This is a genomic window from Streptomyces argenteolus (assembly GCF_042902585.1).
GTDB classification, from domain to species: domain Bacteria; phylum Actinomycetota; class Actinomycetes; order Streptomycetales; family Streptomycetaceae; genus Streptomyces; species Streptomyces argenteolus.
The window spans coordinates 292,286-318,347 of record NZ_JBIBEG010000009.1 but is presented as its reverse complement, the minus strand read 5'-3'; the positions used below and the strand labels follow the sequence as shown (position 1 = coordinate 318,347).

Genomic DNA, 26,062 nt, shown 5'->3' with positions numbered 1-26,062 from the left:
GCAGCGGACGTAACCCCGCTCGATCGTCCGGCGTGACACCCGGGAAACGGACGTTTCGTACCGTCGCGGTGTCAGCGTCCCCCATGAAAGGCCGTCCATGAGCGTGCCGAACCCGCAGCCGGACATCCCCGCCCCGGTGCGGACGGTCTGCTCCTACTGCGGTGTCGGCTGCGGGATCGTCCTCGACATCGGCAGGGGGCCGGACGGACGGCGCACCGTCCTGAAGGCGGCGGGCGACAAGGCCCACCCCGCGAACGGCGGGCGGTTGTGCACCAAAGGAGCGACGAGCGCGGACATGCTGGCCGCTCCCGGCCGGCTGACGACGGCGCTGGTCCGCGCGGACCGCAGCGAGGAACCGGAGCCGCTGTCCATGGAGACCGCCGTCGCGCAGACCGCGCGACGGCTGCGCGCGATCGTCGACGAGCACGGACCGGACGCGCTGGCCCTCTACGTCTCCGGGCAGATGACGCTGGAGGCGCAGTACCTGGCGAACAAGCTGGCCAAGGGCTTCGTCCGCACCAGCTGGATCGAGTCGAACTCCCGGCTCTGCATGGCCGGCGCCGGCGCCGGCTACAAACTCTCCCTGGGCGCCGACGGCCCGCCCGGCTCCTACGAGGACTTCGAGCACGCCGACACCTTCCTCGTCATCGGCTCGAACATGGCGGACTGCCACCCCATCCTCTTCCTCCGCCTCATGGAGCGGGTGAAGGCGGGCGCGAAGCTCATCGTCGTCGATCCCCGGCGCAACGCCACCGCCGACAAGGCCGACCTGTTCCTTCGGATACGCCCGGGCACCGATCTGGCGCTGCTCAACGGCCTCATGCACCTCCTCGTCGAGAACGGGCACACCGACCCGGAGTTCATCGCCGAACACACCGAGGGCTGGGAGGCGATGCCCGCCTTCCTGCGGGACTACGCACCCGCCGCCGTCGCGGAGATCACGGGCATCCCCGAGGACGACATCCGCCTCGCCGCCCGCTGGATCGGCGAGGCCGGCGAGTGGATGAGCTGCTGGACCATGGGGCTCAACCAGAGCACCCACGGCACCTGGAACACCAACGCCCTGATCAACCTCCACTTGGCCACCGGCGCCCTCTGCCGCCCCGGCAGCGGCCCCTTCTCGCTCACCGGCCAGCCCAACGCCATGGGCGGCCGCGAGATGGGTTACATGGGCCCCGGACTCCCCGGGCAGCGCGCCCTGCAGTCCGACGGCGAACGGGCCGACGTCGAGGAGCTGTGGGGGCTCGCCCCCGGAACGCTGCGCACGGACACCGTGGGAACCGGAACCGTCGACATGTTCCGGCGGATGGCCGACGGGGAGATCAAGGCCTGCTGGATCATCTGCACCAACCCCGTGGCCTCCGTGGCCAACCGGCGTACCGTCATCGAGGGCCTCGAAGCGGCCGAGTTCGTGGTCACCCAGGACGTGTTCTCCGACACCGAGACCAACGCCTACGCCGATGTCGCCCTGCCCGCGGCGCTCTGGGGCGAGGCCGAGGGGGTCATGGTCAACTCGGAACGCAGCCTCACCCTCGCCAGGCAGGCCGTCGACCCGCCGGGAGAAGCCTGGCCGGACTGGCGGATCATCGCGCGGATCGCGTGCGCGATGGGGTACGAGGAGGCGTTCGGCTACACCGGCGCCGAAGAGATCTTCGAGGAGATCAGGCGCGCCCACAACCCGCGAACCGGCTACGACCTGCGCGGCGTCAGCTACGAGAGACTGCGCAGGACACCCGTCCAGTGGCCCAGCGCAGCCGAGGACGGCCCCGCCCGCAACCCCGTCCGCTACCTCAACGACGGAGTCAGCCAGACCCTGACGGTGCGCCCCGACGGGACCGTGCCCCGGCTCGCCTTCCCCACGCCCAGCGGGCGCGCGGTGTTCCACGCCCGCCCGCACCTGCCGCCCGCAGAGATGCCCGACGACGACTTCCCCTACGTACTCAACACCGGCCGTCTGCAGCACCAGTGGCACACCCTCACCAAGACCGGCAAGGTCGCCAAGCTCAACCGGCTGAACCCGGGCCCCTTCGTGGAGATCAGCCCCCAGGACGCCGAAGCCCTCTCGATCGGGGAGGGCGACCAGGTCGAGGTCGCCTCGCGACGGGGCCGGGCCGTCCTGCCGGCCGTCGTGACCGACCGCGTACGGCCCGGTGACTGCTTCGCGCCCTTCCACTGGAACGACCTCTTCGGCGAGTACCTGAGTGTCAACGCCGTCACCAACGACGCCGTCGACCCGGTGTCCTTCCAGCCCGAGTTCAAGGTCTGCGCGGTGACCCTGGCCAAGGTCGCCGCCGTCACACCCGCGCCCGTCGAGGACCCGGCGGACCGCCCCGCGGGGGTGTCCGGGGACGTCCCCCACCCGGCCGGCGCCCTCGCGGGGGTGACCGGCGCGTCCTTCCCCCCGCCCAGCGCCCTCGCCGGAGTCTTCGGGATCGCCGAATCCGCCCCGCCCGTCCTGGCCGAACACGAGCGCCGCTATCTGTCCGGATTCCTCGCCGGGCTCGACACCCGGAGCGCGGGAACCCCCGTACTGCCCGCGCACGCGCCGTTCACCCCCGACCACGCCCTGTGGGTCAACGGGGTACTGGCCGGCATGTTCTCCCGGCTCCCGGCAGACGCGACCGCCGGGCACAGCGGCACGGAGCCGGCCCCCGAGGCCGCGGCGGGCCGGCAGATCGTGGTCCTGTGGGCCTCGCAGACCGGCAACGCCGAGGAGGTCGCCGCGGCGGCGGCCCGGAGACTGACGGCCCAGGGGCGGGCGGCGACACTCGTCGGGATGGACGACAGTCCCCTGGACGAGCTCCCGCGCACCGCCGACCTGCTCGTCGTCACCAGCACCTTCGGCGACGGGGACGCACCCGACAACGGCTCGGGCTTCTGGGAATCCCTCAGCGCGCCCGACACCCCCCGCCTGGACGGGGTGCGCTACGCCGTCCTCGCGCTGGGGGACTCCTCGTACGACGACTTCTGCGGCCACGGCCGGCGACTCGACGAGCGCTTCGGGGAACTGGGCGCCGTACGCCTCGTACCGCGCACGGACTGCGAACCGGACTACGAGGAGCCGGCCGGCCGGTGGCTCGACGACGTGTCCGCCGCTCTGGGAACCCCGGCGGCGCCGGCACCCTCCGCCGCACCCGCCGCCCCCTCGGCGCCCGCCCGCCCCACCAGGACGGCCGTCGGGAGGCTCGTCGGCAACACGCTGCTCAGCCTCCCGGGGGCCACCAAGGAGGTGCGCCAGTTCACCTTCGACACCCGTGAGAGCCCCGTGCCCCTCACGTACGAGGCGGGGGACGCACTCGGGGTCGAGCCGCTCAACTGCCCCGAGCTCGTCGCGGAATGGCTCGCCGTCACCGGTCTGGACCCGGCCGAGCCGGTCGAGGTGACCGGCATCGGCGCCGTGCTCCTCGGGGAGGCACTCCACCGCCACCTGGACATCGCCCGGATCACGCCCGGCCTGCTGCGCCTGGTCTCCGACCGTACGCAGGACCGCACCCTCAAGAAGCTCCTGCGCCCCGACAACAAGGGCGAACTGGCCCAGTGGACCTGGGGCCGGCAGGCCGTCGACGTCGTCGCCGAGCACTCCGTCCGCGCCACCGCGGCCGAGTGGGCCGGCGTGCTCAAGCGGCTCAAGCCGAGGCTCTACTCCATATCCTCCAGTCCGCGCACCGACCCCGGCCTCGTCCGCCTGACCGTCTCCGTGGTCCGCTACGAGAACCGCCACGGGCACCTGCGCAAGGGCGTGGCATCCACCTTCCTCGCCGACGCACCGGACGGCAGCACCGTCCCGCTCTTCGTTCAGCGCGCCCCGCACTTCCGGCCACCCGCCGACTCCGCCACCCCCATGGTGATGGTCGGCCCCGGCACCGGCGTCGCGCCGTTCGTCGGGTTCCTCGACGAACGGCGCGCGCTCGGGCACCCGGCCGCGAACTGGCTCTTCTTCGGCGAGCAACGCAAGGACACCGACTTCTACTACCGGGACGAGCTCGACTCCCTGCGCCGCGACGGCACCCTGACCCGCCTCGACACCGCCTTCTCCCGGGACCAGCGGGCCAAGATCTACGTCCAGGACCGGATGCGCGAGCACGGCGCCCAGCTCTGGTCCTGGCTCCAGGACGGCGCCCACTTCTACGTCTGCGGCGACGCCTCCCGGATGGCGAAGGACGTGGACCGGGCGCTGCGGGACATCGTGGTGGCCCACGGGGGGCTGGAGGAGGACGCCGCCGCCGTGTACGTCAAGCAGCTCGCCGCCGACAAACGGTACGTGCGTGACGTGTACTGACCACGGACGCCCCGGCGGCGAGGGGCCACGACCGCGTGGGGATCAGCTGCCCGCCACGGCCGCCGTGAAGGCCGGAAGGTACGCGGAGGCGTGGCCCTCGGCCGTCGGGTGGACGTTGGAGCTGCTGATCCACGCGTCGCCGGTGCAGATCTCGTGCCCCGCGAAGGCCGGACGGCCGTCGGCGAAGGCGAAGCCGGCCGCCGCCGCGCGCTCCGCGATGGTCTCGTTGAGCAGGTCGGAACCCTTGTTGACGGCCGTGCGCTTGGCCGAGCTGAGCCCGCCGAGGCAGAGGCCGCCCTCCTTGTAGAGGTGCGGGTATCCGATGACGACGACGTCGGCGTCCGGCGCCTCCGCGCGGACCGTCGCGTAGAGGCCGTCCAGTTCGCCGGGCAGCTCGTTCACCACGTACTCGCCGGCCGTCGCCAGCGCCCGTTCGCAGGCCGACAGGGTGGAGTACTGGCAGCTGAGCATGGTCGACGCGAACCCGGAGTCGTTGCCGCCGATGCTCAGGCTGACCAGGGTGGTGTCCTCGTCCAGCGCACTCACCTGGTCGTCGAGCACATCGGGGATCTTCGCACCACCACAGGCGACGAAGGAGAAGGAGGCCGGGTCGTTGGCCGCGGCCCACAACGCCGGGTAGGCGTTACGGCTGCGCGTACAGAGGGCGTCGGAGTAGTTCCCGGCGCCGGTGCCGGACGCGTACGAGTCGCCGAGGGCCACGTAGTTCACCTCGTCGGCCGCCGTCGTGGCCCGCGCGGCGGTCACGGGGACCGAGGCGAGAGCGAGGGCGAGGAGCACGGCGCCGGCCGGGCGGGTCAGGTTCATGGGTTCTCCCAGGACTGGAGACGGAAGGGGCGGGTGCACGGCCGCCGCGCGACGGCGGTGACCGTGTCCAACCTCGCGCCCCCGGGTTCCCCCGTCATCGGCGAAATGACTGACTCCCGGACCGGACGGGCCGGGGAGCCGGCGACGGCCTGGCTCGGACGGCTCCGCGCACGGGACCGGACTCAGGACCCGCCCGCACCGTCCGGCCGGGCATCAACGCCAGGCTGTCCCTCTCGAACCGCTCCGCGATCCGCTCCCCGGGCTTCGGCTCAGGGACCCGCACCACGGCCGCGGCGGTCACCGTGGTGCGGCTCGTGCCGCCCGGCCCTGCGGACCCCGCCGCTCGTGACCTCGCTCAGCCGGCGGACTCGCCCGCGTGCGGGCTCAGTACACCGGCCCCGATCAGCACGAACAGCAGGATGCCGAGCAGGACGCGGTAGATGACGAAGGGCATGAAGCTCTTCGTCGTGATGAACTTCATGAACCAGGCGATGACGGCGTATCCGACGGCGAAGGCGATCACGGTCGCGAAGATCGTCGGCCCCCAGGAGACGTGCCCCTCACCCGCGTCCTTCAGCTCGAAGACGCCGGACGCGAGCACCGCGGGAATGGCCAGCAGGAAGGAGTAGCGGGCGGCGGCCTCGCGGGTGTAGCCCATGAGCAGACCACCGCTGATGGTGGCGCCCGAGCGCGAGACGCCCGGGACCAGGGCCATCGCCTGACAGAAGCCGAAGATCAGACCGTCCCTGACCCCCAGTTCCTTCAGCGACTTCCGCTCCCGCACCACCCGGTGCTTGCCGCCCGTCTCGTCGCGCGCGGCGAGACGGTCCGCGATGCCGAGCACGATGCCGAGCACGATCAGCGTCGTCGCGATCAGGCGCAGGTCACGGAACGGGCCCTCGATCTGGTCCTTGAACGTCACGCCGAGCACACCGATGGGGATCGAGCCGATGATGACCAGCCACCCCATCTGGGCGTCGTGGTCGGATCGCATCGAGGAATCGGTCAGCGAGCGGAACCAGGCCGAGACGATCCGGGCGATGTCCTTGCGGAAGTAGATGAGGACCGCGGCCTCCGTGCCGATCTGGGTGATCGCGGTGAACGCGGCCCCCGGGTCGTGCCAGCCCGCGAACGCCGCGGTCAGCCGCAGATGCGCGCTGGAGGAGATCGGAAGGAACTCGGTCAGTCCCTGAACGAGGCCCAGGACGAATGATTCGAACCAGCTCATGGGGCTTTGGCCATCCCGGAGGTGCTCATGCCACGGCCGACGGTCGAGAAAACCGTCGTCTGTGTGCGGATGTGGTCAGAAAAGGGGGACGGGACGTCACGGCCCCAACATCCTCTGTCGGTCGCGCGCAGCGTATCGCCTGTAGGTGAACGGACACCCGCTGCCCCCGGCTCCACGGGCCGATCTCTCAGGAAGCGCCGCCGCCCAGCCGGTGCCGCCTGCGCCACGCGACCAGCGCCCCGCCCGCGCCGGACAGCACGATGAAGCCCATGGCCGCCAGGAAGGCGGGTGACGTCGGTGAGGTGGCCTGGCTGCCCGCGACGACGTACGCCGCCGTGTTGGGGATGGACCCGAGGCCGGTCGCCAGCAGGAACGGCGGGTACCCCATCCGTGAGGTCGCCGCACAGTAGTTGGCCGCCGCGAACGGAACACCCGGGAACAGCCGTATCGCGAGCATGGAGCGGAATCCGTGCCGGCTCAGCAGCCCGTCCGCGGCCTTCAGCCACTTTCCCCGCAGCAGGGTGCGCAGCGCGTCCTGGCCCAGTACGCGGCCCAGCATGAAGGAGACACCCGCACCCAGCACCGTGCCCGCCAGCGCCGCCGCCAGCCCCGCCTGCGCGCCGAAGAGCGCACCTGCGGCGAGATTCAGCAACGGACGGGGGACGAAGGCCACGGTGCACACGCCGTACGCCAGGCCGAACAGCATCGCGGCGCCCGAACCCGTCAGTTCGGACGGCCAGCCGGAGGCGAGCAGTCTCTGTGGTTCGAACAGCAGCATGGTGGCCGCCGCGGCCAGCAGGACCGCTACGAGCAGGGAGAACCGGGACCAGGGGGACAGCAGCGCCCTCGTACAGCGCACTGCGAGGCCGCCGGAGGGCCGTGTTGCGGGGACGGGGTCGAACATCTGGGGAGCGTAACCGACATGGGTGTGTGATCGCCGTAATGTGCGTGCGGCAGGCATGCAACAGCCTGACGACAGCCGCGTGACGGCCGGGGGAGGACCCACGGCGGTAGGACGCTCCCGGAGGTCCCGTTCCCCCGGCCGGCGGCTCTCCGGCACGGCCCGGCCGGGGCCTCGGCCACCGTGATGCGGTACGAAGTCCGGTGTGGAGAATCAGACTCAGCCCGCGACCGTCCGTGTGTTCATCGCCCTCGCCCCGCCCGACCCCGCGAAGGAAGAACTGGCCCGGGAGCTGCACCGCGCCTACGGAACGCACCCGCGGATGCGGTGGAACCGCATCGAGGACTGGCACATCACCCTGGCTTTCCTCGGTGAACTGCCGACGGACACGGTGCCGCTGCTGCGTGCGCCGCTCGCCGGTCTCGCGGCGGGCCACCGGCCCGTGCGCCTGGCGTTGCGAGGCAGCGGGGTCTTCGACGACCGAGTGCTGTGGAGCGGGATCGACGGAGAGCTCGACGCGCTGAACACGCTGGCCGCGCAGGTGCGTACCGTGGTCGAGAACTGTGGCGTCGTCTTCGAGGGCAGGCCTCTGCGCCCGCATCTGACGCTGGCTCGCGCCCGCCGCGGAGACCGGTCGTCGGCCGCGGAGATCGCCGAAGGCCTCGCCGGGTTCACCGGCCGCGCCTGGCACGCCGAGCGCCTGCACCTGGTCGGCAGCAACGCAGGCCGCAGCCGTGGACCGATCCACTACCGCGACATCGAGGCGTGGGCCTTCGGCGGGGGGAGCGGCACCGGATCCTGAGCGACGCGGGCCGGTCCCTCGTCCCCGCGCTCGGCGCGGGCGTCACGAAAACCGTTCGACGGCGCCGCACCGCTCCGACATGATCAGGGGCATGTTCCGGTACGCCTTCCTCGCAGCGCAGTCCGCAGTCGCGGACACGCCGAAGGCTGCCGTGAGCCCTGCGGTCGCGACCGCAGCAGCAGCAGTTGACGCAGCGTTCACCGCTGCGGCGGCGCCCTTCGGCGGCGCCCGAAGCTGACCCTCCCCCGACAGTCCGGCGGACCCCGCAAGGGGAGGGTCGGCGGGGCCCTGGGGTCTTCTCTCTCAGCTTCGAACACCAAGGAAGTCAGCCATGCCCAAGACGGCTTACGTGCGCACCAAGCCGCACCTCAACATCGGCACCATGGGCCACGTCGACCACGGCAAGACCACCCTCACCGCCGCCATCACCAAGGTGCTCAGCGACCGCGGCACCGGCACCTTCGTGCCGTTCGACCGGATCGACCGGGCGCCGGAGGAGGCGCAGCGGGGGATCACGATCAACATCGCGCACGTCGAGTACGAGACCGACACCCGGCACTACGCGCACGTCGACATGCCCGGTCACGCGGACTACATCAAGAACATGGTCACGGGAGCGGCGCAGCTCGACGGGGCGATCCTCGTCGTCTCCGCCCTGGACGGCATCATGCCGCAGACCGCGGAGCACGTGCTGCTGGCCCGTCAGGTCGGCGTCGACCACATCGTCGTGGCCCTCAACAAGGCCGACGCCGGGGACCCCGAGCTCACCGACCTCGTCGAGCTGGAGGTCCGTGAACTGCTCTCCGCGCACGGATACGGCGGGGACACCGTGCCCGTCGTACGGGTCTCCGGGCTCGGCGCGCTGCAAGGGGACCCACGCTGGACGGCGTCCGTCGAGGGTCTGCTCGACGCGGTGGACACGTACGTCCCGATGCCGGTGCGCTACACCGACGCGCCGTTCCTCCTGTCCGTGGAGAACGTGCTCACGATCACCGGGCGCGGCACCGTCGTCACCGGTGCGGTCGAGCGCGGCACGGTGCGGGTCGGTGACCGCGTGACGGTGCTCGGAGCGGACGTCGAGACGGTCGTCACCGGTCTGGAGACCTTCGGCAAGCCGATGGAGTCCGCGGAGGCCGGCGACAACGTGGCACTGCTGCTGCGCGGTGTCGAGCGGGACAGGGTCCGCCGGGGCCATGTGGTGGCCGCGCCGGGAAGCGTCACGCCGAGCCGCCGCTTCACCGCGCAGGTGTACGTCCTGTCGGCCCGCGAGGGCGGTCGGACCACCCCGGTCACCACGGGGTACCGGCCGCAGTTCTACATCCGTACGGCGGACGTCGTCGGAGACGTCGACCTCGGCGAGGCGGCGGTGGCCCGGCCCGGGGACACGGTCACGATGACCGTCGAACTCGGCCGTGACGTCCCGCTGGAGTCCGGCCTCGGCTTCGCGATCCGCGAGGGCGGGCGCACGGTCGGCGCCGGGACGGTGACCGCCGTCCTCTGACGGCTGCGGTGCGGCGCGCCTTTCCACCCCGGGGAGGCGCGCCGTGCGCTGTGCAGCACACTGGGGAGCATGGCAGACACAGCTCTCGTACTGGGTGCCGGAGGCGTCACCGGTACCGCATGGGAAACCGGGATCCTGCACGGACTCGCCAAGGCGGGCGTCGACCTCTCCACCGCCGATCTGATCGTCGGGAGCTCGGCCGGGGCGATCGTGGGGGCCCAGCTGGCCTCGGGCCTCGTCGCGGTGGGCGAGCTCTACGAGCGCCAGCTCGCCGGCCCGGGGAGCGAGCAGGAGCCGGTGGCACGGCTCGGCCCCGTCACCGTCCTGCGGTACGCGCGCGCCGTGATGTCCTCCCGCACGCCCGAGGAGTACGGTCGCAGACTGGGCACCCTGGCCCGGGAGAGCCGTACCGGCGCGACAGCGGCCGGTCGCCGGGAGATGATCGTGAGCCGCCTCCCCACGTCCGTCTGGCCCGATCGGCACCTCCTGGTCACCGCGGTGGACGCCTCCACGGGAGCTCTGCACACCTTCGACAGGACGGCAACGGTTCCGCTCGCCGACGCGGTCACCGCCAGCTGCGCGGTCCCCGCGGTCTGGCCGGTCGTCGTCGCCGGGGGCGGGAGCTGGATCGACGGCGGCGTGCACTCCCCGGCCAACGCCCATCTCGCCGCCGGGTACGAACGCGTCGTCGTGATCGCCCCCACCGCCGGCGGCAGCAGGGTGATCGCCTCGCCCCGCGCACAGGCCGCCGAACTGGAGGCGGCCGGCGCCCGTGTCGAGGTCATCACCCCGGACGCCGGGGCGCGGAAGGCCATCGGCCGCAACTCCCTCGACCCGGCCCGGCGGGCCCCCGCCGCCCGGGCCGGCCTCGCCCAGTCCGTGGCGCACACGGAGGCGGTCGCCGCGGTGTGGAACGGCTGACCGCCCCGGAGCGGCCGACTCCGTGAACGGGTGGCCCGCCGCCACCGCCGGCCGCGTGGGGACAGATGGCCCGCCCGAACGGCCGGCCGCGTGGGGAGAGGGGCCCGACCGGGGGCCGGGGCCGCCGGGACGGGTGCGCGCCGCCGGGGCAGGTGCGTCGTCCGGACAGGGGCCGGAGCCCGTCACAATGAGGGGGTGAACGAGCCGATACCCGTCATCCGCGACACCGACCACGGCACCGCCCGGCTGATGCCCGACGTGGACCGTGACCGGGCCTGGCTGCTCACGGTCGACGGGGCCCCGCAGTCGTACGTCGACCTCGACGAGCCGGAGCACCTCGAATTCGAGTACGCGCGTCGCCTGGGCCACGTCGTGGACCGGGCGGGGGCGCCGGGTGCTGCGCTCGACGCCGTGCATCTCGGCGGCGGGGCGCTCACCCTGCCGCGCTACGTCGCCGCGACCCGGCCCGGCTCCCGGCAGGACGTCGTGGAGGCGGACCGGGGCCTGGCCCGGCTGGTCGATGAGCATCTGCCCCTGCCCGAGGGCGCCGGGGTCACGGTCCACGGCGCCGATGCCCGGGACTGGCTCGAACAGGCACCGCAGGACTCCGCCGACCTTCTGATCGCCGACGTCTTCGGCGGTGCACGGGTCCCGGCCCACCTCACGTCCGTCGAGTACGCCCGCACGGCGGGCCGGGTGCTGAGGAGGGACGGGATCTACGCGGCCAACCTCGCCGACAGTGCGCCGTTCGCCTTCCTGGGCTCACAACTCGCGAACTTCGCCGAGGTGTTCGAGGAGCTCGCGCTCATCGCCGAACCCGCCGTGCTGCGGGGGCGGCGTTTCGGCAACGCCGTGCTCGTCGCCTCACACACGCCCCTCGACATCGCCGCGCTGACCAGGCTGTGCGCGGCGGACGCCTTCCCCGCCCGGGTCGAGTACGGTGCGACGCTCACCCGGCTCGCCAGGGGCGCGAGACCCGTGCGGGACAGTGAGGCCATCGCCTCACCCGAGCCTCCCGACGGCGCCTTCAGCATCGGCTGACCCCTGGGCGGGGACGGGCACGGCGACTCCCTTCACCGTGCTGCGGCGCGTCAGATTCCGTACGTCCGGGACGAGCAGCACGCCCGCGGTCACCAGCACGATCAGCCCGGCGCACCCCCACAGGGCCTCACTGCGGCCCACCAGGGACTCCACCGGACCGGCCGCCGCGGTGGCCAGCGGCACCATCGCGACGGATCCGAACCAGTCGTACGCGGAGACCCGGGACAGCTTCTCCGCCGGGATCTCCTGGTGGAGCGCCGTCATCCAGGAGACGCCGAACACCTCGATCGCCACCCCCGTGACGAACATGACCGCGCACAGGCCGGCCACCGGCAGCGGCACGGCGAGCCCTGCCGACGGCAGTGCCAGAGGGAAGACGCAGAGCGTGCCGGCCAGCAGCAGGCGCCGTGGTTTCCAGCGCATCATCAGCAGCGCGCCGCCCAGCGTGCCGACCCCGAACGCGGCCAGCGCGAACCCCCAGGGCCGGGCTCCTCCGAGCTCGTCCCTGGCCACGAGAGGCCCGTACACCGCCTCCGCGGCTCCGACCACGGCCACCACCACGGAGAACTGCAGCACGATCGCCCAGAGCCAAGGCCGTCCCGCGACCTCCTTCCAGCCGTCGCGGAGATCGGCGAGGAGCCCGCCGCCGGGTGCCCGGGCGGGGATGTGGCTCACGTCGAGGAAGGCCCGCAGGACGCCGGCGACGGCGAACGCCGCGGCGTCGACGGCGAGCACCCATCCCGGATCCATCGCAGCGATCATGGCGCCCCCGAGCGCCGCCCCACCGATGGCCGCACCGTGCATCGACATCCGGAAGAACGCGAAGGCGCGGGCCGCCTGCTCCCCGGTCACGCTGGACATCAGCATGCCCTCGGCCGCCGGACTGAAGAAGGCCTGGCCCGTGCCGCAGAGCGCCGTCAGCAGCATCATCTGCCAGAGTTCGGCGCCGCCGGTCAGGACCAGCCACGCGAACACCGCCTGCGAGACGCAGTTGAGGGCGTTCGCGGCCACCATGACCCGGTGACGCGGCAGCCGGTCCGCCACCGCGCCGCCGATCAGGAGGAACAGCACCAGCGGCGCCGTGCGTGCGGCAGCGACCAGACCGACGTCGCCTCCGTCGCCGCCCGACTCCAGAACGGCGAACGCCGCCGCGATCAGTGCGCCGTGGGTACCCAGGCTCGTGATGATCGCGGCGGCGGTCAGCAGACCGAAATTGCGGCCGGCCCGCGCGGGGCCGGGGGCGGGGGAGGGAGAAACGGCGGAAGTCACCAGGGGACTATCCCCGCCCGGGCCCCCTGCCGCCAAATGGGCGGACCCGGCTCCCTCCGCACCGGGCTCAGGAGGTGCTCTCCGTGCCCTCCGCGAGCCGTACCGTGCTGAGGATCTTCTGGATCGTCGCGTCCGGCAGTTCGTCGTCCACGCCGGCGTTGGCGTAGAGGACCCAGGTCGAGTACTCGCCCTTGCCGTTCTTGAAGCTGAACGCGGTCGACTTGCCGTCGGTGTCGCACTTGTCCTTGTTGGCCAGCCCGGTGGCGGTGGCCGTCACGACGCTGCCGGAGAGACCCGACTTGGTCGTGTAGGGCGCGGCCTTGCCGATCTTGACCTTCTCCTTGGGGTCCTTCTGGGCGTAGGCGGCCCAGACCCAGTTGGCGGCCTCGTTGGTGGCGGCCTCGTCCGTGCTCTTGGCGCCCTGGGCCCCCTTGGTGCCGACGCCCGCGAGGCCGGTGTCCTCCTTGGAACCGTCCTTGTCGGCGTCGTCCACGCACCACTTGCTCTTGTAGTACGCCGGTGCGGAGAAGCCGGCGGCCGGCGGGCCGGTCGGGTCCTTCACGTTCTCGAAGCCCGAGAACACACCCGTGCCGGCGACCTCCCAGTCCCCGGGCACGTCGAACTGCGTGCCCCACTTGGGGTTGGTCACGACCTTCCAGCCGGGAATCGACGGCGCGGCCTCCTCACCGCCCCGCGGGTTCGCCGCGGGGGACGAGGCGGTGTCGGAGGGCTCGGCGGACGGTGACGAGGACGGCTTGCCCTCGGCCACGGTCGAGCCCCCCTTGTCGTCCTTGTTCATGACGACGACACCGGTGACGACGGCGGCCACGACGACCGCGGTGGCCGCGACGACGGCGACGATCGTCGTCTTCTTCTTGTCGTCCGGCGGCGGACCGCCCGGCCCACCCGGCACGGCGTACTGCGGCACGGTCGGCTGCTGGTACGGGTTGTGCTGCCACCCCGGCTGCCCGGGCTGGCCCTGCTGCTGATATCCCGGCTGCTGATAGGGATTCGGCTGTTGGTACCCCGGCTGCTGGTACGGGTTCTGGTCCTGCGGGTTCTGCTCGCCCCCGGGCGGCTGCTGTCCTGGCCACATGGCCAGTAACCATAGAGGGGGGTGGGTACCCGCTGCTACGGCCGCCCCTGTGAGGGGATGGTCAAGGCCTGCTACCCGCTAGTAACATCTGGCCCATGAGTACTGAAACGACGGTCGGCGACATGCTGTCCGCGAGCGTCCCGATGGTCAGGACCCTTGGCATCACCTACCTGGAGACGACCGCGGAGCGCGCCGTCCTGTCGCTCCCCGACCAGGCCGAATACCACAACCACATCGGCGGACCGCACGCCGGAGCGATGTTCACGCTCGCCGAGTCGGCGAGCGGCGCGATCGTGGTCGCGGCCTTCGGTGACCAGCTGCACCGAGCCGTTCCGCTGCCTGTCACCACGCAGATGGCCTTCAAGAAGGTGGCCAAGGGCGACCTCACCGCCACCGCGGTACTGGCCCGCCCGATCGCCGAGGTCGTCGCCGAACTCGACGAGGGCAAGCGCCCGGAATTCCCCGTGCAGGTCGAGATCCGGCGTGCCGACGGCGCCGTCACCAGTGAGATGAGCGTGGTCTGGACCCTGCGTCCCAACAGCTGAGCCGCTGTCCGGCCCCGAGGGCCGGCGCCCGATCGCTCGCCCTCGCCGCCCTGGACCGCAGGGCCCGGCGTACGGGCGGCCCGGCGCCGGCCCCTCGGGGAGCCGCCGCGGCCACCCGTTCCGGGCGGACCGGTAGGCTGCCGCCGGGCACCACCTCGGTGCCCGGCGGCAGATTCCAACCGGAGGGACCGGCGTTGCACGTCCAGGAGTGGCTCGAGACCGTACCGGCGGTCAGCATTTACCTCCTGGTGGGGGTCGTCATCGGACTCGAGAGTCTGGGGATCCCGCTGCCCGGCGAGATCATCCTGGTGAGTTCGGCGCTCCTCGCCTCCCAGCACGGTGAGGTCGACCCCGTGGTGCTCGGCGCCTGCGCGTCGGCCGGGGCGATCATCGGCGACTCCATCGGTTACGCGATCGGCCGCAAGGGCGGGCGCCCGATGCTCGCCTGGCTCGGCGGCAGATTCCCCAAGCACTTCGGGGCGCCCCAGATCGCTCTGGCGGAGCGGTCCTTCGAGAAGTGGGGCGTGTGGGCGGTCTTCTTCGGCCGCTTCGTCGCACTGCTCCGCATCTTCGCGGGCCCGCTGGCCGGTGTCCTGCGCATGCCGTACTGGAAGTTCCTGATCGCCAACGTGCTGGGCGGGATCGTCTGGGCCGGCGGCACCACCGCCGTCATCTACTCGGTGGGCGTCGTGGCCGAGGCGTGGCTCAAGCGCTTCTCGTGGCTGGGGCTGCTGGCCGCCGTGCTCATCGGGGTCGTCTCGATGCTCGTCCTGAAGAACCGGGCCAAGAAGGCGGCGGAGCAGGCGGACAGCCCGGCGCCGGTCGCCGAGCCGGACGCGGTTCCCGCGGCCGACTGAACCCGCGGCGGACGGGTCGGGGGGCGGCGTGGCTGCCCACGGCGAACGGGCCCGTGAACCGGCCGACTGATCCCTCGGCGGACGTGCCCGGCGGCGGACGGATCGGGGGCGGCCTGGCTGTTCATGGCGAACGGGCACGTGAACCACGCGACCGGCCCGGACGCCGGACGGGCCCCGGCCGGCACGCGGGTCCTTCCGGGAGTCCCGCGGTGCCGGAGTCCCGCCCCGGTGCGCGGCCCTCGGGCGGCGGGCCGTCAGCCCTCGTGCGCCGCGCGGTGGGCCTTCGCCAGCTCCACGTAACCGGCCGCGTTGAAGGCGATGCCCTCGCGCTCCTCCGCGGTCAGCTGCCGCTTGACCTTGGCGGGCACGCCGGCCACCAGGGAACCCGGCGGCACCCGCATGCCCTGCGGCACGAGCGCCTGCGCCGCGATCAGGGAACCCGCTCCGATGTGCGCGCCGTTGAGCACGGTCGCGCCCATGCCGACCAGCACGTCGTCCTCGATGACACAGCCGTGCAGGACGGCGTTGTGCCCGACCGAGACCCTGGCGCCCACCGTCAGCGGGAAGCCGGGGTCCGTGTGGACGCTGCAATTGTCCTGGATGTTGCTGTCGGGACCCAGCGAGATCGGACCGCAGTCGGCGCGCAGCACGGCGTGGTACCAGACGCTCGATCCCGCCGCCAGCGACACCTCGCCGATGACGACGGACGTCGGAGCGAGAAAGGCGTCCGGATCCACGTCCGGCTCCTTGCCACCGACTCCGGTGACCAATGCCTGCTCTGCCATCGCCTGCTCCTCCGGTCGGGTGGGGTGCGCGCCATCGGGGGTGCGCGCGGCGTCCCGTGCTCCGGACGAACCTAATCGACGGTCCTGTCGGCCCCGGCAGGTGGGGTGAACATCACAGCCGGCCGCGCGGACCCGTCAGGATGCCTCCGACTACCGTGAGCGGGTGCCGAAGAACCGAGACCTGTTCTCCTCCCTGAGCCTCCGGCGGCGTGGTGTCATGTCCCGCGCCGTCCACCGGGTCTGGGCCTGGGTGCAGGAGACCGGGGCCGTCACCGCGCAGCATCCGGGGCGCCTGCGCTTCGGCCGTATCGGCACCGGGACCCGGCTCGCCTTCCCGCAGGGCACGGTGTTCGGGGAACCGTGGATCGAGCTGGGCGATCACTGCATCATCGGGGAGCAGGTCACACTCACCGCCGGTCTGATGCCCGATCTGGACCTCGGTTCCGAGCCCATCCTGACCCTGGGCGACGGCGTGGTGCTGGGCAGGGGCAGCCATGTCATCGCCGACACGACGGTGACCATCGGCTCGGACACGTACTGCGGTCCGTACGTCTACATCACGTCGACCAACCACAGTTACGACGACCCCCATGAGCCGGTCGGCAAACAGTGGCCCCGCATGGAACCCGTGGTGGTCGGGCCCGGGTGCTGGATCGGCACCGGCGCGGTGATCCTCCCCGGGGCCACACTCGGCCGCAACGTCGTGGTCGCGGCAGGGGCCGTGGTGCGCGGCACCGTTCCCGACCACGCCGTGGTGGCCGGGGCGCCGGCCCGCGTCGTGCGCAGCTGGGACCCGGAGGAGGGCTGGCAGCCACCGCTGCGCACCCCCGCGCCCGTACCGATTCCCGAAGGGGTCACCCCCGAACAGCTGGCCGCCGTGGCGCTGCTCCCGGAGGACCCGGTCGAGCGGGCCTGAGCCCGGGGCCGTTCCGCGACCGGCGGGAGGCGTCAGCCCGTGGCCAGCAGGACCGTGCCGAGCAGGGCCAGGCCCGCGCCCGCGGCCTGGACCCCGCGCATCCGCTCGCCCAGTACGCCCCGCGCGGCCAGCGCCGTCACCACCGGGTACAGCGAGGCCAGGACGGCGGCGACGGTGACCGGGCCGTGCTGAGCGGCGACCGCGTACATGCCGTTGGCCGCCACGTCGGCGAGGCCCACGAACGCCAGCGCGGGCAGCGCGGCCCGCACCACGCCGACTCCACCCTCCTCGGGGAGCGCGCGACCGCCCCGGCGCACCGAGACGTACAGCGCCGTTCCGCCGACCACGATGTTCGTGACGCGCTGGACGAAGAGGGCGAGGAAGAGGCCGGTGACCGTCGTCGACGCCTCCGCGATCAGCGCCATCACGGCCCCGAAGCCGAAGGCGGCCAGCAGGGTCAGCACGACCGCCTGGCGCTGCACGGGCGCTCCGCGCAACTGCGGCCCGCCGGCCAGTACGACACCGAGGACCGCGACCGCCACCCCCGCCGCCTGCAACAGCCCTGGCCGCTCGCCGACGATCAGGCCCACGCTCACCGGGACCGCGACCCCGAGCGAGCCGAGCGGGGAGATGACCCCCATCGGCCCGAGGGCAAGGGCCTTGTAGAAGCTGAGCATCGCCACCGGGCCCACCGCACCGGCCGCGACCGCGAACCAGAGCCGCCCGCCGGCCTCGCTCCAGCCGCCTGTCGCGATCACGACGGCACCCAGCACCACCGCGGCGATGCACTGCGAGACGACCACCACGGTGAGCGCGGGCACCCGTCGGGTGAGCACTCCGCCGCCGAAATCGGCCAGGCCCCACAGGAGGCTGGTGGCCAGGGCGAACAGCGCCGTCATAAGTGCCTCGCAGTACAGTCGGGTGGTCGGTGGGTACACCACACCGTAGTGCAATATTTTGAACTCTGTCATCCATGATATTGGACGGAATGTGTCTGACCTCGATCAGCTCACGCAGTCGCTCGCGCGCAACCTCAAGCGGTGGCGGGGTGAGCGTGGTTTCACCCTGGACACACTGGCGGCCCGGGCGGGCGTGAGCCGGGGCATGATCATCCAGATCGAGCAGGCGCGTACGAACCCGAGCGTCGGCACCACCGTCAAGCTCGCCGACGCGCTGGGCATCAGCATCACCACCCTGCTCGACTTCGAGCAGGGCCCCCAGGTGCGGCTGGTTCCCGAGAGTCAGGCGGTGCGCCTGTGGTCCACGGAGGCGGGCAGCTCGACCACGCTCCTGGTCGGCACGGACGCCCGGGGGCCGCTCGAGCTGTGGTCCTGGCACCTGATGCCCGGCGACAGCAGCGCCTCCGACCCCCACCCCGTGGGGACGGTGGAACTCCTCCATGTCGCGGCGGGTGAACTGACCCTGGTCGTCGACGGCGAGGCGCACCAGGTGCCGGCCGGCACCTCCGCCACGTTCGAGGCACACGTGCCGCACGTCTACCGCAACGACGGCACCGAACCGGCCGAGATGACCATGGCGGTATCGGTCCCGCCGGTACGCGGAGAGGGCAAGTGAGCCGTGGTCGGAGGCTGTTAGCGTGACGGCATGCACGCACCTCTGGGCACCTTCACCGACGCCTCACCTGCCGCGGAGCGGCTGGATCTGCTTCCCGCGCCCGTCGCGAACGCCGTTGCGGCGGGCTGGGGCGGCGTGCCCGCCGAGTCGGTCGTCCACGTCGACACCGACCCGGAGTGGGCCGACACAGCCGTCTTCGCTGAGCACTACGGCCCGGAACTGCTGAACCGGTCGGCCAACTGCGTGGTGGTCGCGGGAAAGAGGGGATCCGACGTCACCCTCGCCGCGTGCGTGGTGCTCTCGCGCGCCCGCGTGGACGTGAACGGGGCGGTACGCCGGCACCTCGGCGCACGCAAGGCATCCTTCGCCTCGATGGACGTGGCCATCGGCGAGACCGGTATGGAGTACGGCGGGATCACTCCGGTCGGCCTTCCTCGAGCCTGGCCGCTGCTGCTCGACCCCGTCGTGGCCGACGAGGAATGGGTCCTCATCGGCAGCGGACGCCGCCGGGGCAAACTGATCGTCCCGGGCAAGGCCCTCGCGGCGCTCCCGGGAGCGGTCCTGGTGGAGGGCCTCGGGGTCTGACTCAGGCCGTCCGCCGCGTGCCGGCCCACAGCTCCGGGGGATGGCGGACCGTCCGTCGAGCCGGGCGGACAGCGATCGGAGCGACCGGTCCGCCCGCCGAGCGCAGGGAGGGACCGGACCGTCTCCGCCGGGCGGAGGCGCACACGGACCGTCTCCGCCGAGCCGGAGGGGCCGCGGGCCGGTCGCGCTGCCGGTGCCGGTGACGGAGGGGCTTCTCAGGCGCCTCGGGGTCGATGGTTCCCGAACCATCCCGCGGCGAAATCCACCGCCGCGCGGAAGCCGAACAGCCGGCTCGGCGCCGAGACCACCGGGCCCGTGCGCACCGTACCGACGGGCGAACGGCGGACGAAGTCGGCTCCCAGGGCGGCGAAGTCGCTGTCGTCCAGCTCGATGTCCTCGTACTCCCACCAACGGCGCCCGCCCTCCGACGCCACCACACAGCGGTACGGGCGCCGGACCGGGTGCGGGACGCGGTACTCCGCGAGGTGGAAGGCGGTGCAGCTCTCGAAGCCGGTGCCCAGCAGCAGGACCTGCGCGTCGGCCTCGTACAGGCGGGCGAGGGGTGAGGCCTCGCCCAGATGACAGTCCTGGCGATGCTCGCCGAGCAGCATCCCGGCCGCCGGACCGATCGCCGCGAACGAGGTCTGTGGGTGGCCGCTGCGGAGCGCACCCGGTGTCAGCCGCACCGTCTCGGCGAGCGCGCCCATCGAGCGGGCCGACGACGTCGCCGGGTCGAACGGCGGCATGGCCGCCCGCACGGCGGCGCGCTCCGGCGCGTTCAGTCCCCGGACCCGGTCGAGGTAGGAACGGGACGTGTCCGAATTCTCCGGGGTGAAGGCGGGCACGACCAGGGTCCCCTCCGGCCCCAGAGCCCGGCGAAGGGCGGCGGCCACGGCGTCGGCGCTCCCGCCCGCGCTACGCATCGAGGCATGCACCAGCAGGATGCCGCCCCGCCGCACGCCCAGCCTGTCCAGCTGGGCGGCGGTGCGTTCGCCGAACCTGTCCGGCCGGGTGGCGGTGCGATCGTCGCGCCGAAGGAGAGGCTGTGTCACAGCGCACATTCTCCCCGCCGGGAAGGAGCCGTGGCACCACACCTTCCGGACAGGGTGCGACGGTGCGCCCGGACGGGACGGCGGTACTGCCGGGCCGGCCGGATCCCCCTGTCAGGCGCGGCTGTTCAGCCTGGGTATCTCGATCGCGGGGCAACGGTCCATGACCATGTCGAGCCCCGCAGCGCGCGTGCGCGCATACGCCTCCTCGTCGATCACCCCGAGCTGGAACCAGACCGCCTTGACGCCGGCCGCGACCGCCTCGTCCGCGACACCTCCCGCCAGGTCGCTGTTGACGAAGACATCCACCACGTCGACGGGGAAGGGTATGTCCGCCAGTGAGGCGTAACCCTGCTCACCGTGGACCGTCTCCGCCTTGGGATGGACCGGCACCACCTTCTTGCCGAAGGCCTTGAGCACCCCGGCCACCCCGTAGGCCGCGCGGGAGCGATTGCCCGACAGGCCGACCACCGCCCAGGTGTCGCCCGAGTCCAGAAGAATCCTGCGGATCGTCTCGTCGTCTGCGTACATGCCGGGACAACGGACGGCCCGCCCGGCACATTCCCCACGGGAGGGTGAACGTGTGGTCGAACCGGCGCATAGGCTGGGGCGATGCAGGAGCAGTACCGGACAGTCGCCCGCGCGGGCGTGCACGAGACCGAGGTCAGCCGATCCCGCTTCCTCTGCGCGCTGGCCCCCGCCGCCACGGAGCAGGAGGCGCAGGACTTCATCGCCCGTGTGCGCAAGGAGCACCCCACCGCCAACCACAACTGCTTCGCCTACGTGATCGGCGCCGACGCCTCCGTGCAGAAGGCCGGCGACGACGGTGAACCCGGGGGGACGGCGGGTGTCCCCATGCTCCAGATGCTCCTGCGCCGTGAGACGCGATACGTCGTCGCGGTCGTCACCCGCTACTTCGGCGGCGTCAAGCTCGGCGCCGGCGGTCTGATCAGGGCGTACGGCGGGGCCGTCGGCGAGGCACTGGACGCGCTGGGCACGATCACCCGCAGGCGCTTCCGGCTCGCCACCGTCACCGTCGACCACCAGCGGGCGGGCAAGCTGGAGAACGATCTGCGCGCCACCGGCGTGGCCGTGCGAGAGGTGGCGTACGCCGAGGCCGTGACCTTCGGGATCGGGTTGCCGGACGCCGACGTGGACGGGTTCAGAGGCTGGCTGGCCGACGCCACCCAGGGCGCCGCGACACTCGAACTGGGTGGCGAGGCATACGGGAACCTCTGAGGCCGATGAGGGATCCGGGGCCGCGCGGCATTAGCGTGGTCCGGTCCGCGGCGGATTTCCTGGCGGGCGGAGTACCGGACCGGTGGGGTCCTGGGGGCGGAGGAAGTGGAACATGCGGGTCGAAGCCGTCGGAGTGATGTCGTGAGGATTCTGCACACCTCGGACTGGCATCTGGGCCGGTCCTTCCACCGCGTCCCGATGCTCGACGCCCAGGCCGCCTACCTCGACCACCTCGTGCAGACGGTGCGGGAGCAGGCCGTCGACGTGGTCGTCGTCTCCGGCGACGTCTACGACCGGGCGGTGCCGCCGCTGTCGGCGGTCCAGCTGTTCGACGACGCACTGCACCGGCTCGCGGCGGCCGGGGTCCCGACCGTCATGATCTCCGGGAACCACGACTCGGCCCGCAGGCTGGGCGTCGGGGCCGGGCTGATCGCACGGGCCGGCATCCATCTGCGTACGGACCCCGGGGACTGCGCCACCCCGGTCGTGCTGCACGACGCCCATGGCGACGTGGCCTTCTACGGCCTGCCCTACCTGGAACCCGCTCTCGTCAAGGACACGCTGGGCGCGTCGAAGGCAGGGCACGAAGCGGTCCTCACGGCGGCCATGGAGCGAGTGCGTGCCGATCTCGCGTCCCGCCCCGCCGGAACCCGCTCGGTGGTCCTCGCCCACGCGTTCGTGGCGGGCGGTGAACCCAGCGACAGCGAACGCGACATCACCGTCGGCGGCGTCGCGGCCGTACCCGCCGGAGTGTTCGACGGCGTCGACTACGTGGCGCTCGGCCACCTGCACGGCTGCCAGACCGTCACGGAGCGCGTCCGCTACTCGGGCTCCCCGCTCGCCTACTCCTTCTCCGAGCACGCCCACCGCAAGACCATGTGGCTGATCGACCTCGGCGCGGGCGGCGACCTCGCGGCAGAACGCCTCGACTGCCCGGTGCCGCGCCCGCTCGCGCGTCTGCGCGGGCGCCTCGGCACGCTGCTGGAGGACCCCGCCGCCGAACGGCACCGGGAGTCCTGGGTCGAGGCCACCCTCACGGACCCCGTCCGGCCGGACGAGCCGATGGCCCGGCTGCTCGAACGCTTTCCCCACACCCTCAGCCTGGTCCTCGAGCCCGAGCGCGCCCCCGAGGACCCCTCCGCCTCGTACGCCCAGCGGCTCAAGGGCCGGGACGACCACCAGATCGCGGAGGACTTCGTGGCCCATGTACGCGGCGGAAGCGGCCCCAGCGCACAGGAGCGGACGGTGCTGCGCGCGGCCTTCGACGACGTACGCGTGGACGACGCAGTCGACGAGGTGTCCCGTTGAGGCTGCACAAGCTCACCCTGACCGCCTTCGGACCCTTCGGCGGCACCCAGGAGGTCGACTTCGACGCGCTCTCCTCGGCCGGGATCTTCCTGCTGCACGGACCGACGGGCGCCGGCAAGACCTCGGTGCTCGACGCCGTCTGCTACGGGCTGTACGGGGCGGTGCCCGGGGCGCGGCAGAGTCCCGGCGCCTCTCTGCGCAGTGACCACGCCGCGGTGGACCGGCCGACCGAGGTGTGCCTGGAGCTGACCGTCGGAGGGCGAAGGCTGGAGGTCACCCGGCGGCCCGCCCAGCCCCGGCCCAAGAAGAGGGGCGGCGGCTTCACCACGGAGAAGGCTCAGAGCTGGCTGCGCGAGTACGACCCCGAGCACGGCTGGAAGGCGCTCAGCCGCTCCCACCAGGAGATCGGTGAGGAGATCGGCGGCCTCATCGGCATGAGCCGGGACCAGTTCTGCCAAGTGGTGCTGCTGCCCCAGGGCGACTTCGCCCGGTTCCTGCGCGCGGACGCGGAGGCACGCGGCAAGTTGCTCGGCAGGCTCTTCGACACCAGGAGGTTCGCCGCCGTCGAGGAACGCCTGGCCGAGCTGCGCCGGACCGCCGAGGCCCGCGTCAAGGCGGCGGACGAGCAGATCCTCGCCCTCGCCCAGCGCATCGCGCAGGCGGCCGGGCCGGCCGCGGACGAGATGCCGCAGCCCGGGGAGCGCCCGGGTGAGCCCGGGCTGGCCGACGGCGTCCTGCGGTGGGCGGCCGTCGCACGCAGCGGAGCCCGCGAGCGGCTCGACATCGCCCGCTGCGTCCTGGCGGAGGCCGAGGGCCGGAACGCCGACGCACGCCACGCGGTGGAAGCCGAGCGCGAACTCGCCCGGCTCCAGCAGCGGTACGAGGAGACCCGGCGCCGTGCCGCGGGGCTGGAGGAGCGCCGCGCGGAACGCGACCGGTGCCACGAGCAGCTGGCCCGTGCGCGCAAGGCGGACCTGGTCGCCCCGGCTCTCGACCTGCGGAACGAGGCGGAGCGGGCCCACCGCACGGCCGTCCTCGCCCGCGACCGCTCCCGCGCCGAGCTGCCGCCCGAGCTGGCGGACGCGGGGATCGAGCAGCTCGCCGAGAGGGAACGAGCGATCCGAGCGGAGCTGGGCGCCCTCGACGCCGCGCGCCGTGCCGAACAGCGCAGCAGGGACATCGACACCGAACGGGCCGGCCTCGACAGGCAGTCGCGCGCCGACGACGAGCTCATCCAGGAGGCGGAGGCCTGGCTGTCGGGCTGGGAGGCGACGCGCCACACCCTCAGGGCGCGCATCGAGGCGGCACAGGACGCGGCGACCCTGGCTGAGCAGCTGGCCGGCCGGCTCGGTCCCGCGCGCAGGCGGCTGGACGCGGCGCGGCGGCGCGACGCCCTCTGCGTGCAGGAGGAAGCAGCCGCGGCGGCCCTGACGGCGGCGCGTGAGCGCGCGGCGGCCGCGCACGAGACGTGGCTGGGGCTGCGGGAGCAGCGGCTGCGGGGCATCGCGGCGGAACTGGCCGCCGGGCTGGTCGACGGTGTGGCCTGCACGGTGTGCGGATCGGCCGAGCACCCGGACCCCGCGCGGGCCGGGGACGGGCACGTGGACCGGGCGACCGAGGAGGCGGCCCTCGCCGCCCACCAGCGCGCGGCCCAGGCGCGTGCGGAGGCCGAGGCCGAACTCGGCGTCCTGCGGGAGCGTCTGGCGGCGGCGCGTGCGGAAGCCGAGGGTCCGCAGGAGCAGGCCGACGCGGCCGTGCCGGGTGGGGCCGAGAGCGAGGCCGGGGCGCCCGGTCCGCAGGACCGCCTTCCCGCCTCCGTGGCCGCGCTCCAGGAGCTCACTGACCGGCTGACCCGGGAACACGCGGACGCCCACCGCCTCGCCGCCGGTACGCACGCCGCCAGGGAAGCCCTCGCCGTCGCCGAACGGGAGCACCTCGGCCGGATCGAGGACAGGCAGCAGGCGGAGCGCCGAGCGGCGGCCCGTACCTCGCAGCGGGAGGCACTCGACCGCGAGCAGGCCGCGCTGGAAGCCGAGCTGGTGAAGGCGCGTGGCGCCGGTGGCTCCGTCGCCGCGCACGCGCGTCTGCTGGAGCACCGGGCCGGGCTTCTCGCCGGTGCTGCGGAGGCGCTGCGCGACGAGCAGAGTGCCGCCGAGCGGCTCAAGGAGGCCGACGGCAGGCTGGCGGACGCCGCTTTCCGGGCCGGCTTCGAGACTCCGCAGGCCGCCGAGGCGAAGCTGCTGGGCGAGACCGCGCAGCGGGAGCTCCAGCACCGGATCGACGCGTGGCAGACGGAGGCCGCAACGGTCGCCGACCGGCTGGCAGAGCGGGACGCCAGGGAAGCGGCCGCCCGCCCGCCCGCCGCGCCGGACGCCGCGCAGGAGGCGTACGAGCGGTCCGTGAAGCTGCTGCGCGAGAGCGCGGCGGGGCACGCCGCAGCGCACGAGCGTGGCGCGGAGCTCGACCGGCTGTCCCGCCGCGTGGAGGACGGGGTACGCGCGCTCGGGCCACTGCGCCGCGAGTACGAGAGAGTGGCCCGTCTCGCAGGGCTGACCGCGGGGACCTCGGCCGACAACGAGCGCAGGATGAGGCTGGAGGCGTACGTACTGGCGGCCAGGCTCGAACAGGTGGCCGCCGCCGCGACGGCCCGCCTCCGGCGGATGTCCTCGGGCCGCTACACGCTGGTCCACTCCGACGAGCGCAGCGGAGGACGCAGGGCGGGGCTCGGACTGCACGTCGTCGACTCCTGGACGGGCCGCGAACGCGACACGGCGACGCTCTCCGGCGGCGAGACCTTCTTCGCCTCCCTGGCCCTGGCACTCGGTCTCGCCGACGTGGTGACGGACGAGGCGGGGGGCGTACGCCTGGACACCCTGTTCATCGACGAGGGTTTCGGCAGTCTCGACGACCAGACCCTGGACGAGGTGCTCGACGTACTGGACTCACTGCGCGAACGTGACCGGAGCGTCGGCATCGTCAGCCACGTGGGCGACCTGCGCCGCCGTATCCCCGCCCAGCTGGAGGTCGTGAAGGAGCGTCACGGCTCGGCGGTCCGCCACCGGGTGTCCGGCACGCTCAGCGGCTGACCGGGCGGCGGGGGAGAGGCGAGGAGTACACGATGCTGGTGGTCACCGACCCGAGGATGCCGATCCTCCCCGTCACCTCCTCCAGGTGACGCATGGACCTGGCGGTCACCTTCAGCACGAAGCAGTCGTCCCCGGTCACGTGGTGGGCCTCCACGATCTCCGGCGTGGTCTCCGTCAGGTCGTGGAGCGGCGCGACGCCGACCCGCTCACCGGGCCCGTCGAGGCAAGAGGACTGCGGCTGCTGACCCAGGGCG

22 protein-coding genes and 1 pseudogene are annotated in these 26,062 nt (G+C 72.8%); 13 read left to right on the top strand and 10 right to left on the bottom strand.

The features are described 5' to 3' along the window. The first annotated feature begins 97 nt into the window (after positions 1–97). Positions 98–4,279, top strand: a complete 4,182-nt coding sequence (locus ACFY8O_RS28500; RefSeq protein ID WP_387907277.1) for a molybdopterin-dependent oxidoreductase — start codon at positions 98–100, stop codon at positions 4,277–4,279. Positions 4,280–4,321: 42 nt separating this feature from the next. Here the strand turns inward: ACFY8O_RS28500 and ACFY8O_RS28495 are convergent, their stop codons facing one another. From ACFY8O_RS28495 to ACFY8O_RS28485, 3 genes are all read right to left on the bottom strand, one after another. Further along, positions 4,322–5,104 carry an SGNH/GDSL hydrolase family protein gene (locus tag ACFY8O_RS28495; protein WP_387907276.1) on the bottom strand — a complete coding sequence of 261 codons (783 nt, stop codon included), beginning with the start codon at positions 5,102–5,104 and terminating at the stop codon, positions 4,322–4,324. Positions 5,105–5,459: 355 nt separating this feature from the next. Then, positions 5,460–6,332: an undecaprenyl-diphosphate phosphatase gene (locus ACFY8O_RS28490; RefSeq protein WP_145811687.1), complete on the bottom strand. Its 873-nt coding sequence runs from the start codon at positions 6,330–6,332 to the stop codon at positions 5,460–5,462. A 187-nt stretch (positions 6,333–6,519) separates the two neighbouring features. Then, on the bottom strand, positions 6,520–7,236 hold the full coding sequence (locus ACFY8O_RS28485; RefSeq protein ID WP_145811685.1) for a TVP38/TMEM64 family protein: 717 nt from the start codon (positions 7,234–7,236) through the stop codon (positions 6,520–6,522). A 202-nt stretch (positions 7,237–7,438) separates the two neighbouring features. Here ACFY8O_RS28485 and thpR point away from each other — a divergent pair, with 202 nt between their 5' ends. The 4 genes from thpR to ACFY8O_RS28465 all read left to right on the top strand — a co-directional run bounded on the left by thpR (position 7,439) and on the right by ACFY8O_RS28465 (position 11,498). Then, complete coding sequence (gene thpR / locus ACFY8O_RS28480; protein WP_387907272.1) at positions 7,439–8,035, top strand: RNA 2',3'-cyclic phosphodiesterase; 597 nt, start codon at positions 7,439–7,441, stop codon at positions 8,033–8,035. Between the two features lie 331 nt (positions 8,036–8,366). Further along, entirely contained in the window at positions 8,367–9,536 is a 1,170-nt protein-coding gene (gene tuf, locus ACFY8O_RS28475) for an elongation factor Tu (protein ID WP_387907269.1), read from the top strand. Positions 9,537–9,605: 69 nt separating this feature from the next. Continuing rightward, positions 9,606–10,457, top strand: a complete 852-nt coding sequence (locus ACFY8O_RS28470; RefSeq protein ID WP_387907266.1) for a patatin-like phospholipase family protein — start codon at positions 9,606–9,608, stop codon at positions 10,455–10,457. 195 nt (positions 10,458–10,652) lie between these two features. Next, positions 10,653–11,498 carry a spermidine synthase gene (locus ACFY8O_RS28465; protein WP_387907263.1) on the top strand — a complete coding sequence of 282 codons (846 nt, stop codon included), beginning with the start codon at positions 10,653–10,655 and terminating at the stop codon, positions 11,496–11,498. Here the strand turns inward: ACFY8O_RS28465 and ACFY8O_RS28460 are convergent. Continuing rightward, positions 11,460–12,767 (bottom strand): MFS transporter, encoded by a 1,308-nt coding sequence (locus ACFY8O_RS28460; protein WP_387907260.1) that lies wholly within the window; start codon positions 12,765–12,767, stop codon positions 11,460–11,462. The genes ACFY8O_RS28465 and ACFY8O_RS28460 overlap by 39 nt on opposite strands. 67 nt (positions 12,768–12,834) lie before the next feature. Then, a complete protein-coding gene (locus ACFY8O_RS28455) occupies positions 12,835–13,863 on the bottom strand; it encodes a hypothetical protein (RefSeq protein ID WP_387907258.1) in 1,029 nt (342 codons plus the stop codon). Positions 13,864–13,958: 95 nt separating this feature from the next. Between ACFY8O_RS28455 and ACFY8O_RS28450 the strand changes: the two genes are divergently transcribed. Next, a complete protein-coding gene (locus tag ACFY8O_RS28450) occupies positions 13,959–14,408 on the top strand; it encodes a DUF4442 domain-containing protein (RefSeq protein ID WP_387907255.1) in 450 nt (149 codons plus the stop codon). A gap of 194 nt (positions 14,409–14,602) precedes the next feature. Continuing rightward, the gene (locus ACFY8O_RS28445; RefSeq protein WP_387907252.1) at positions 14,603–15,265 is read left to right on the top strand and encodes a DedA family protein; all 663 of its coding nucleotides are present in this window, start codon (positions 14,603–14,605) and stop codon (positions 15,263–15,265) included. Between the two features lie 254 nt (positions 15,266–15,519). On the opposite strand, the gene ACFY8O_RS28440 is transcribed toward ACFY8O_RS28445, so the two are convergent. Further along, positions 15,520–16,050, bottom strand: a complete 531-nt coding sequence (locus tag ACFY8O_RS28440; RefSeq protein ID WP_145811669.1) for a gamma carbonic anhydrase family protein — start codon at positions 16,048–16,050, stop codon at positions 15,520–15,522. A gap of 163 nt (positions 16,051–16,213) precedes the next feature. On the opposite strand from ACFY8O_RS28440, the gene ACFY8O_RS28435 reads away from it, so the two are divergent. Next, positions 16,214–16,966 (top strand): acyltransferase, encoded by a 753-nt coding sequence (locus tag ACFY8O_RS28435; protein WP_145811667.1) that lies wholly within the window; start codon positions 16,214–16,216, stop codon positions 16,964–16,966. Positions 16,967–16,998: 32 nt separating this feature from the next. On the opposite strand, the gene ACFY8O_RS28430 is transcribed toward ACFY8O_RS28435, so the two are convergent. After that, positions 16,999–17,865 carry an EamA family transporter gene (locus ACFY8O_RS28430; RefSeq protein ID WP_387907349.1) on the bottom strand — a complete coding sequence of 289 codons (867 nt, stop codon included), beginning with the start codon at positions 17,863–17,865 and terminating at the stop codon, positions 16,999–17,001. Positions 17,866–17,956: 91 nt separating this feature from the next. On the opposite strand from ACFY8O_RS28430, the gene ACFY8O_RS28425 reads away from it, so the two are divergent. Then, complete coding sequence (locus tag ACFY8O_RS28425) at positions 17,957–18,541, top strand: helix-turn-helix domain-containing protein (RefSeq protein WP_387907247.1); 585 nt, start codon at positions 17,957–17,959, stop codon at positions 18,539–18,541. A gap of 30 nt (positions 18,542–18,571) precedes the next feature. After that, the gene (locus ACFY8O_RS28420; protein ID WP_387907244.1) at positions 18,572–19,126 is read left to right on the top strand and encodes a YbaK/EbsC family protein; all 555 of its coding nucleotides are present in this window, start codon (positions 18,572–18,574) and stop codon (positions 19,124–19,126) included. 215 nt (positions 19,127–19,341) lie between these two features. Here ACFY8O_RS28420 and ACFY8O_RS28415 read toward each other — a convergent pair whose 3' ends face one another. Together ACFY8O_RS28415 and ACFY8O_RS28410 are read right to left on the bottom strand one after the other, a co-directional pair. Beyond that, on the bottom strand, positions 19,342–20,178 hold the full coding sequence (locus ACFY8O_RS28415; RefSeq protein WP_387907241.1) for an aminoglycoside N(3)-acetyltransferase: 837 nt from the start codon (positions 20,176–20,178) through the stop codon (positions 19,342–19,344). Positions 20,179–20,289: 111 nt separating this feature from the next. After that, complete coding sequence (locus ACFY8O_RS28410; protein ID WP_387907239.1) at positions 20,290–20,706, bottom strand: CoA-binding protein; 417 nt, start codon at positions 20,704–20,706, stop codon at positions 20,290–20,292. 81 nt (positions 20,707–20,787) lie between these two features. Here ACFY8O_RS28410 and ACFY8O_RS28405 point away from each other — a divergent pair, with 81 nt between their 5' ends. From ACFY8O_RS28405 to ACFY8O_RS28395, 3 genes are all read left to right on the top strand, one after another. Further along, positions 20,788–21,414: a YigZ family protein gene (locus tag ACFY8O_RS28405; protein ID WP_387907237.1), complete on the top strand. Its 627-nt coding sequence runs from the start codon at positions 20,788–20,790 to the stop codon at positions 21,412–21,414. 141 nt (positions 21,415–21,555) lie between these two features. Further along, the gene (locus ACFY8O_RS28400; protein ID WP_145811656.1) at positions 21,556–22,722 is read left to right on the top strand and encodes an exonuclease SbcCD subunit D; all 1,167 of its coding nucleotides are present in this window, start codon (positions 21,556–21,558) and stop codon (positions 22,720–22,722) included. Then, positions 22,719–25,808, top strand: a complete 3,090-nt coding sequence (locus ACFY8O_RS28395) for an AAA family ATPase (RefSeq protein ID WP_387907234.1) — start codon at positions 22,719–22,721, stop codon at positions 25,806–25,808. The genes ACFY8O_RS28400 and ACFY8O_RS28395 overlap by 4 nt, the downstream gene beginning before the upstream one ends. On the opposite strand, the pseudogene ACFY8O_RS28390 reads toward ACFY8O_RS28395, so the two are convergent. Continuing rightward, positions 25,798–25,998: pseudogene (locus ACFY8O_RS28390) on the bottom strand (Lrp/AsnC ligand binding domain-containing protein); the annotation flags it as partial. The gene ACFY8O_RS28395 and the pseudogene ACFY8O_RS28390 sit on opposite strands and share 11 nt — an antisense overlap. Between the last annotated feature and the right edge of the window lie 64 nt (positions 25,999–26,062).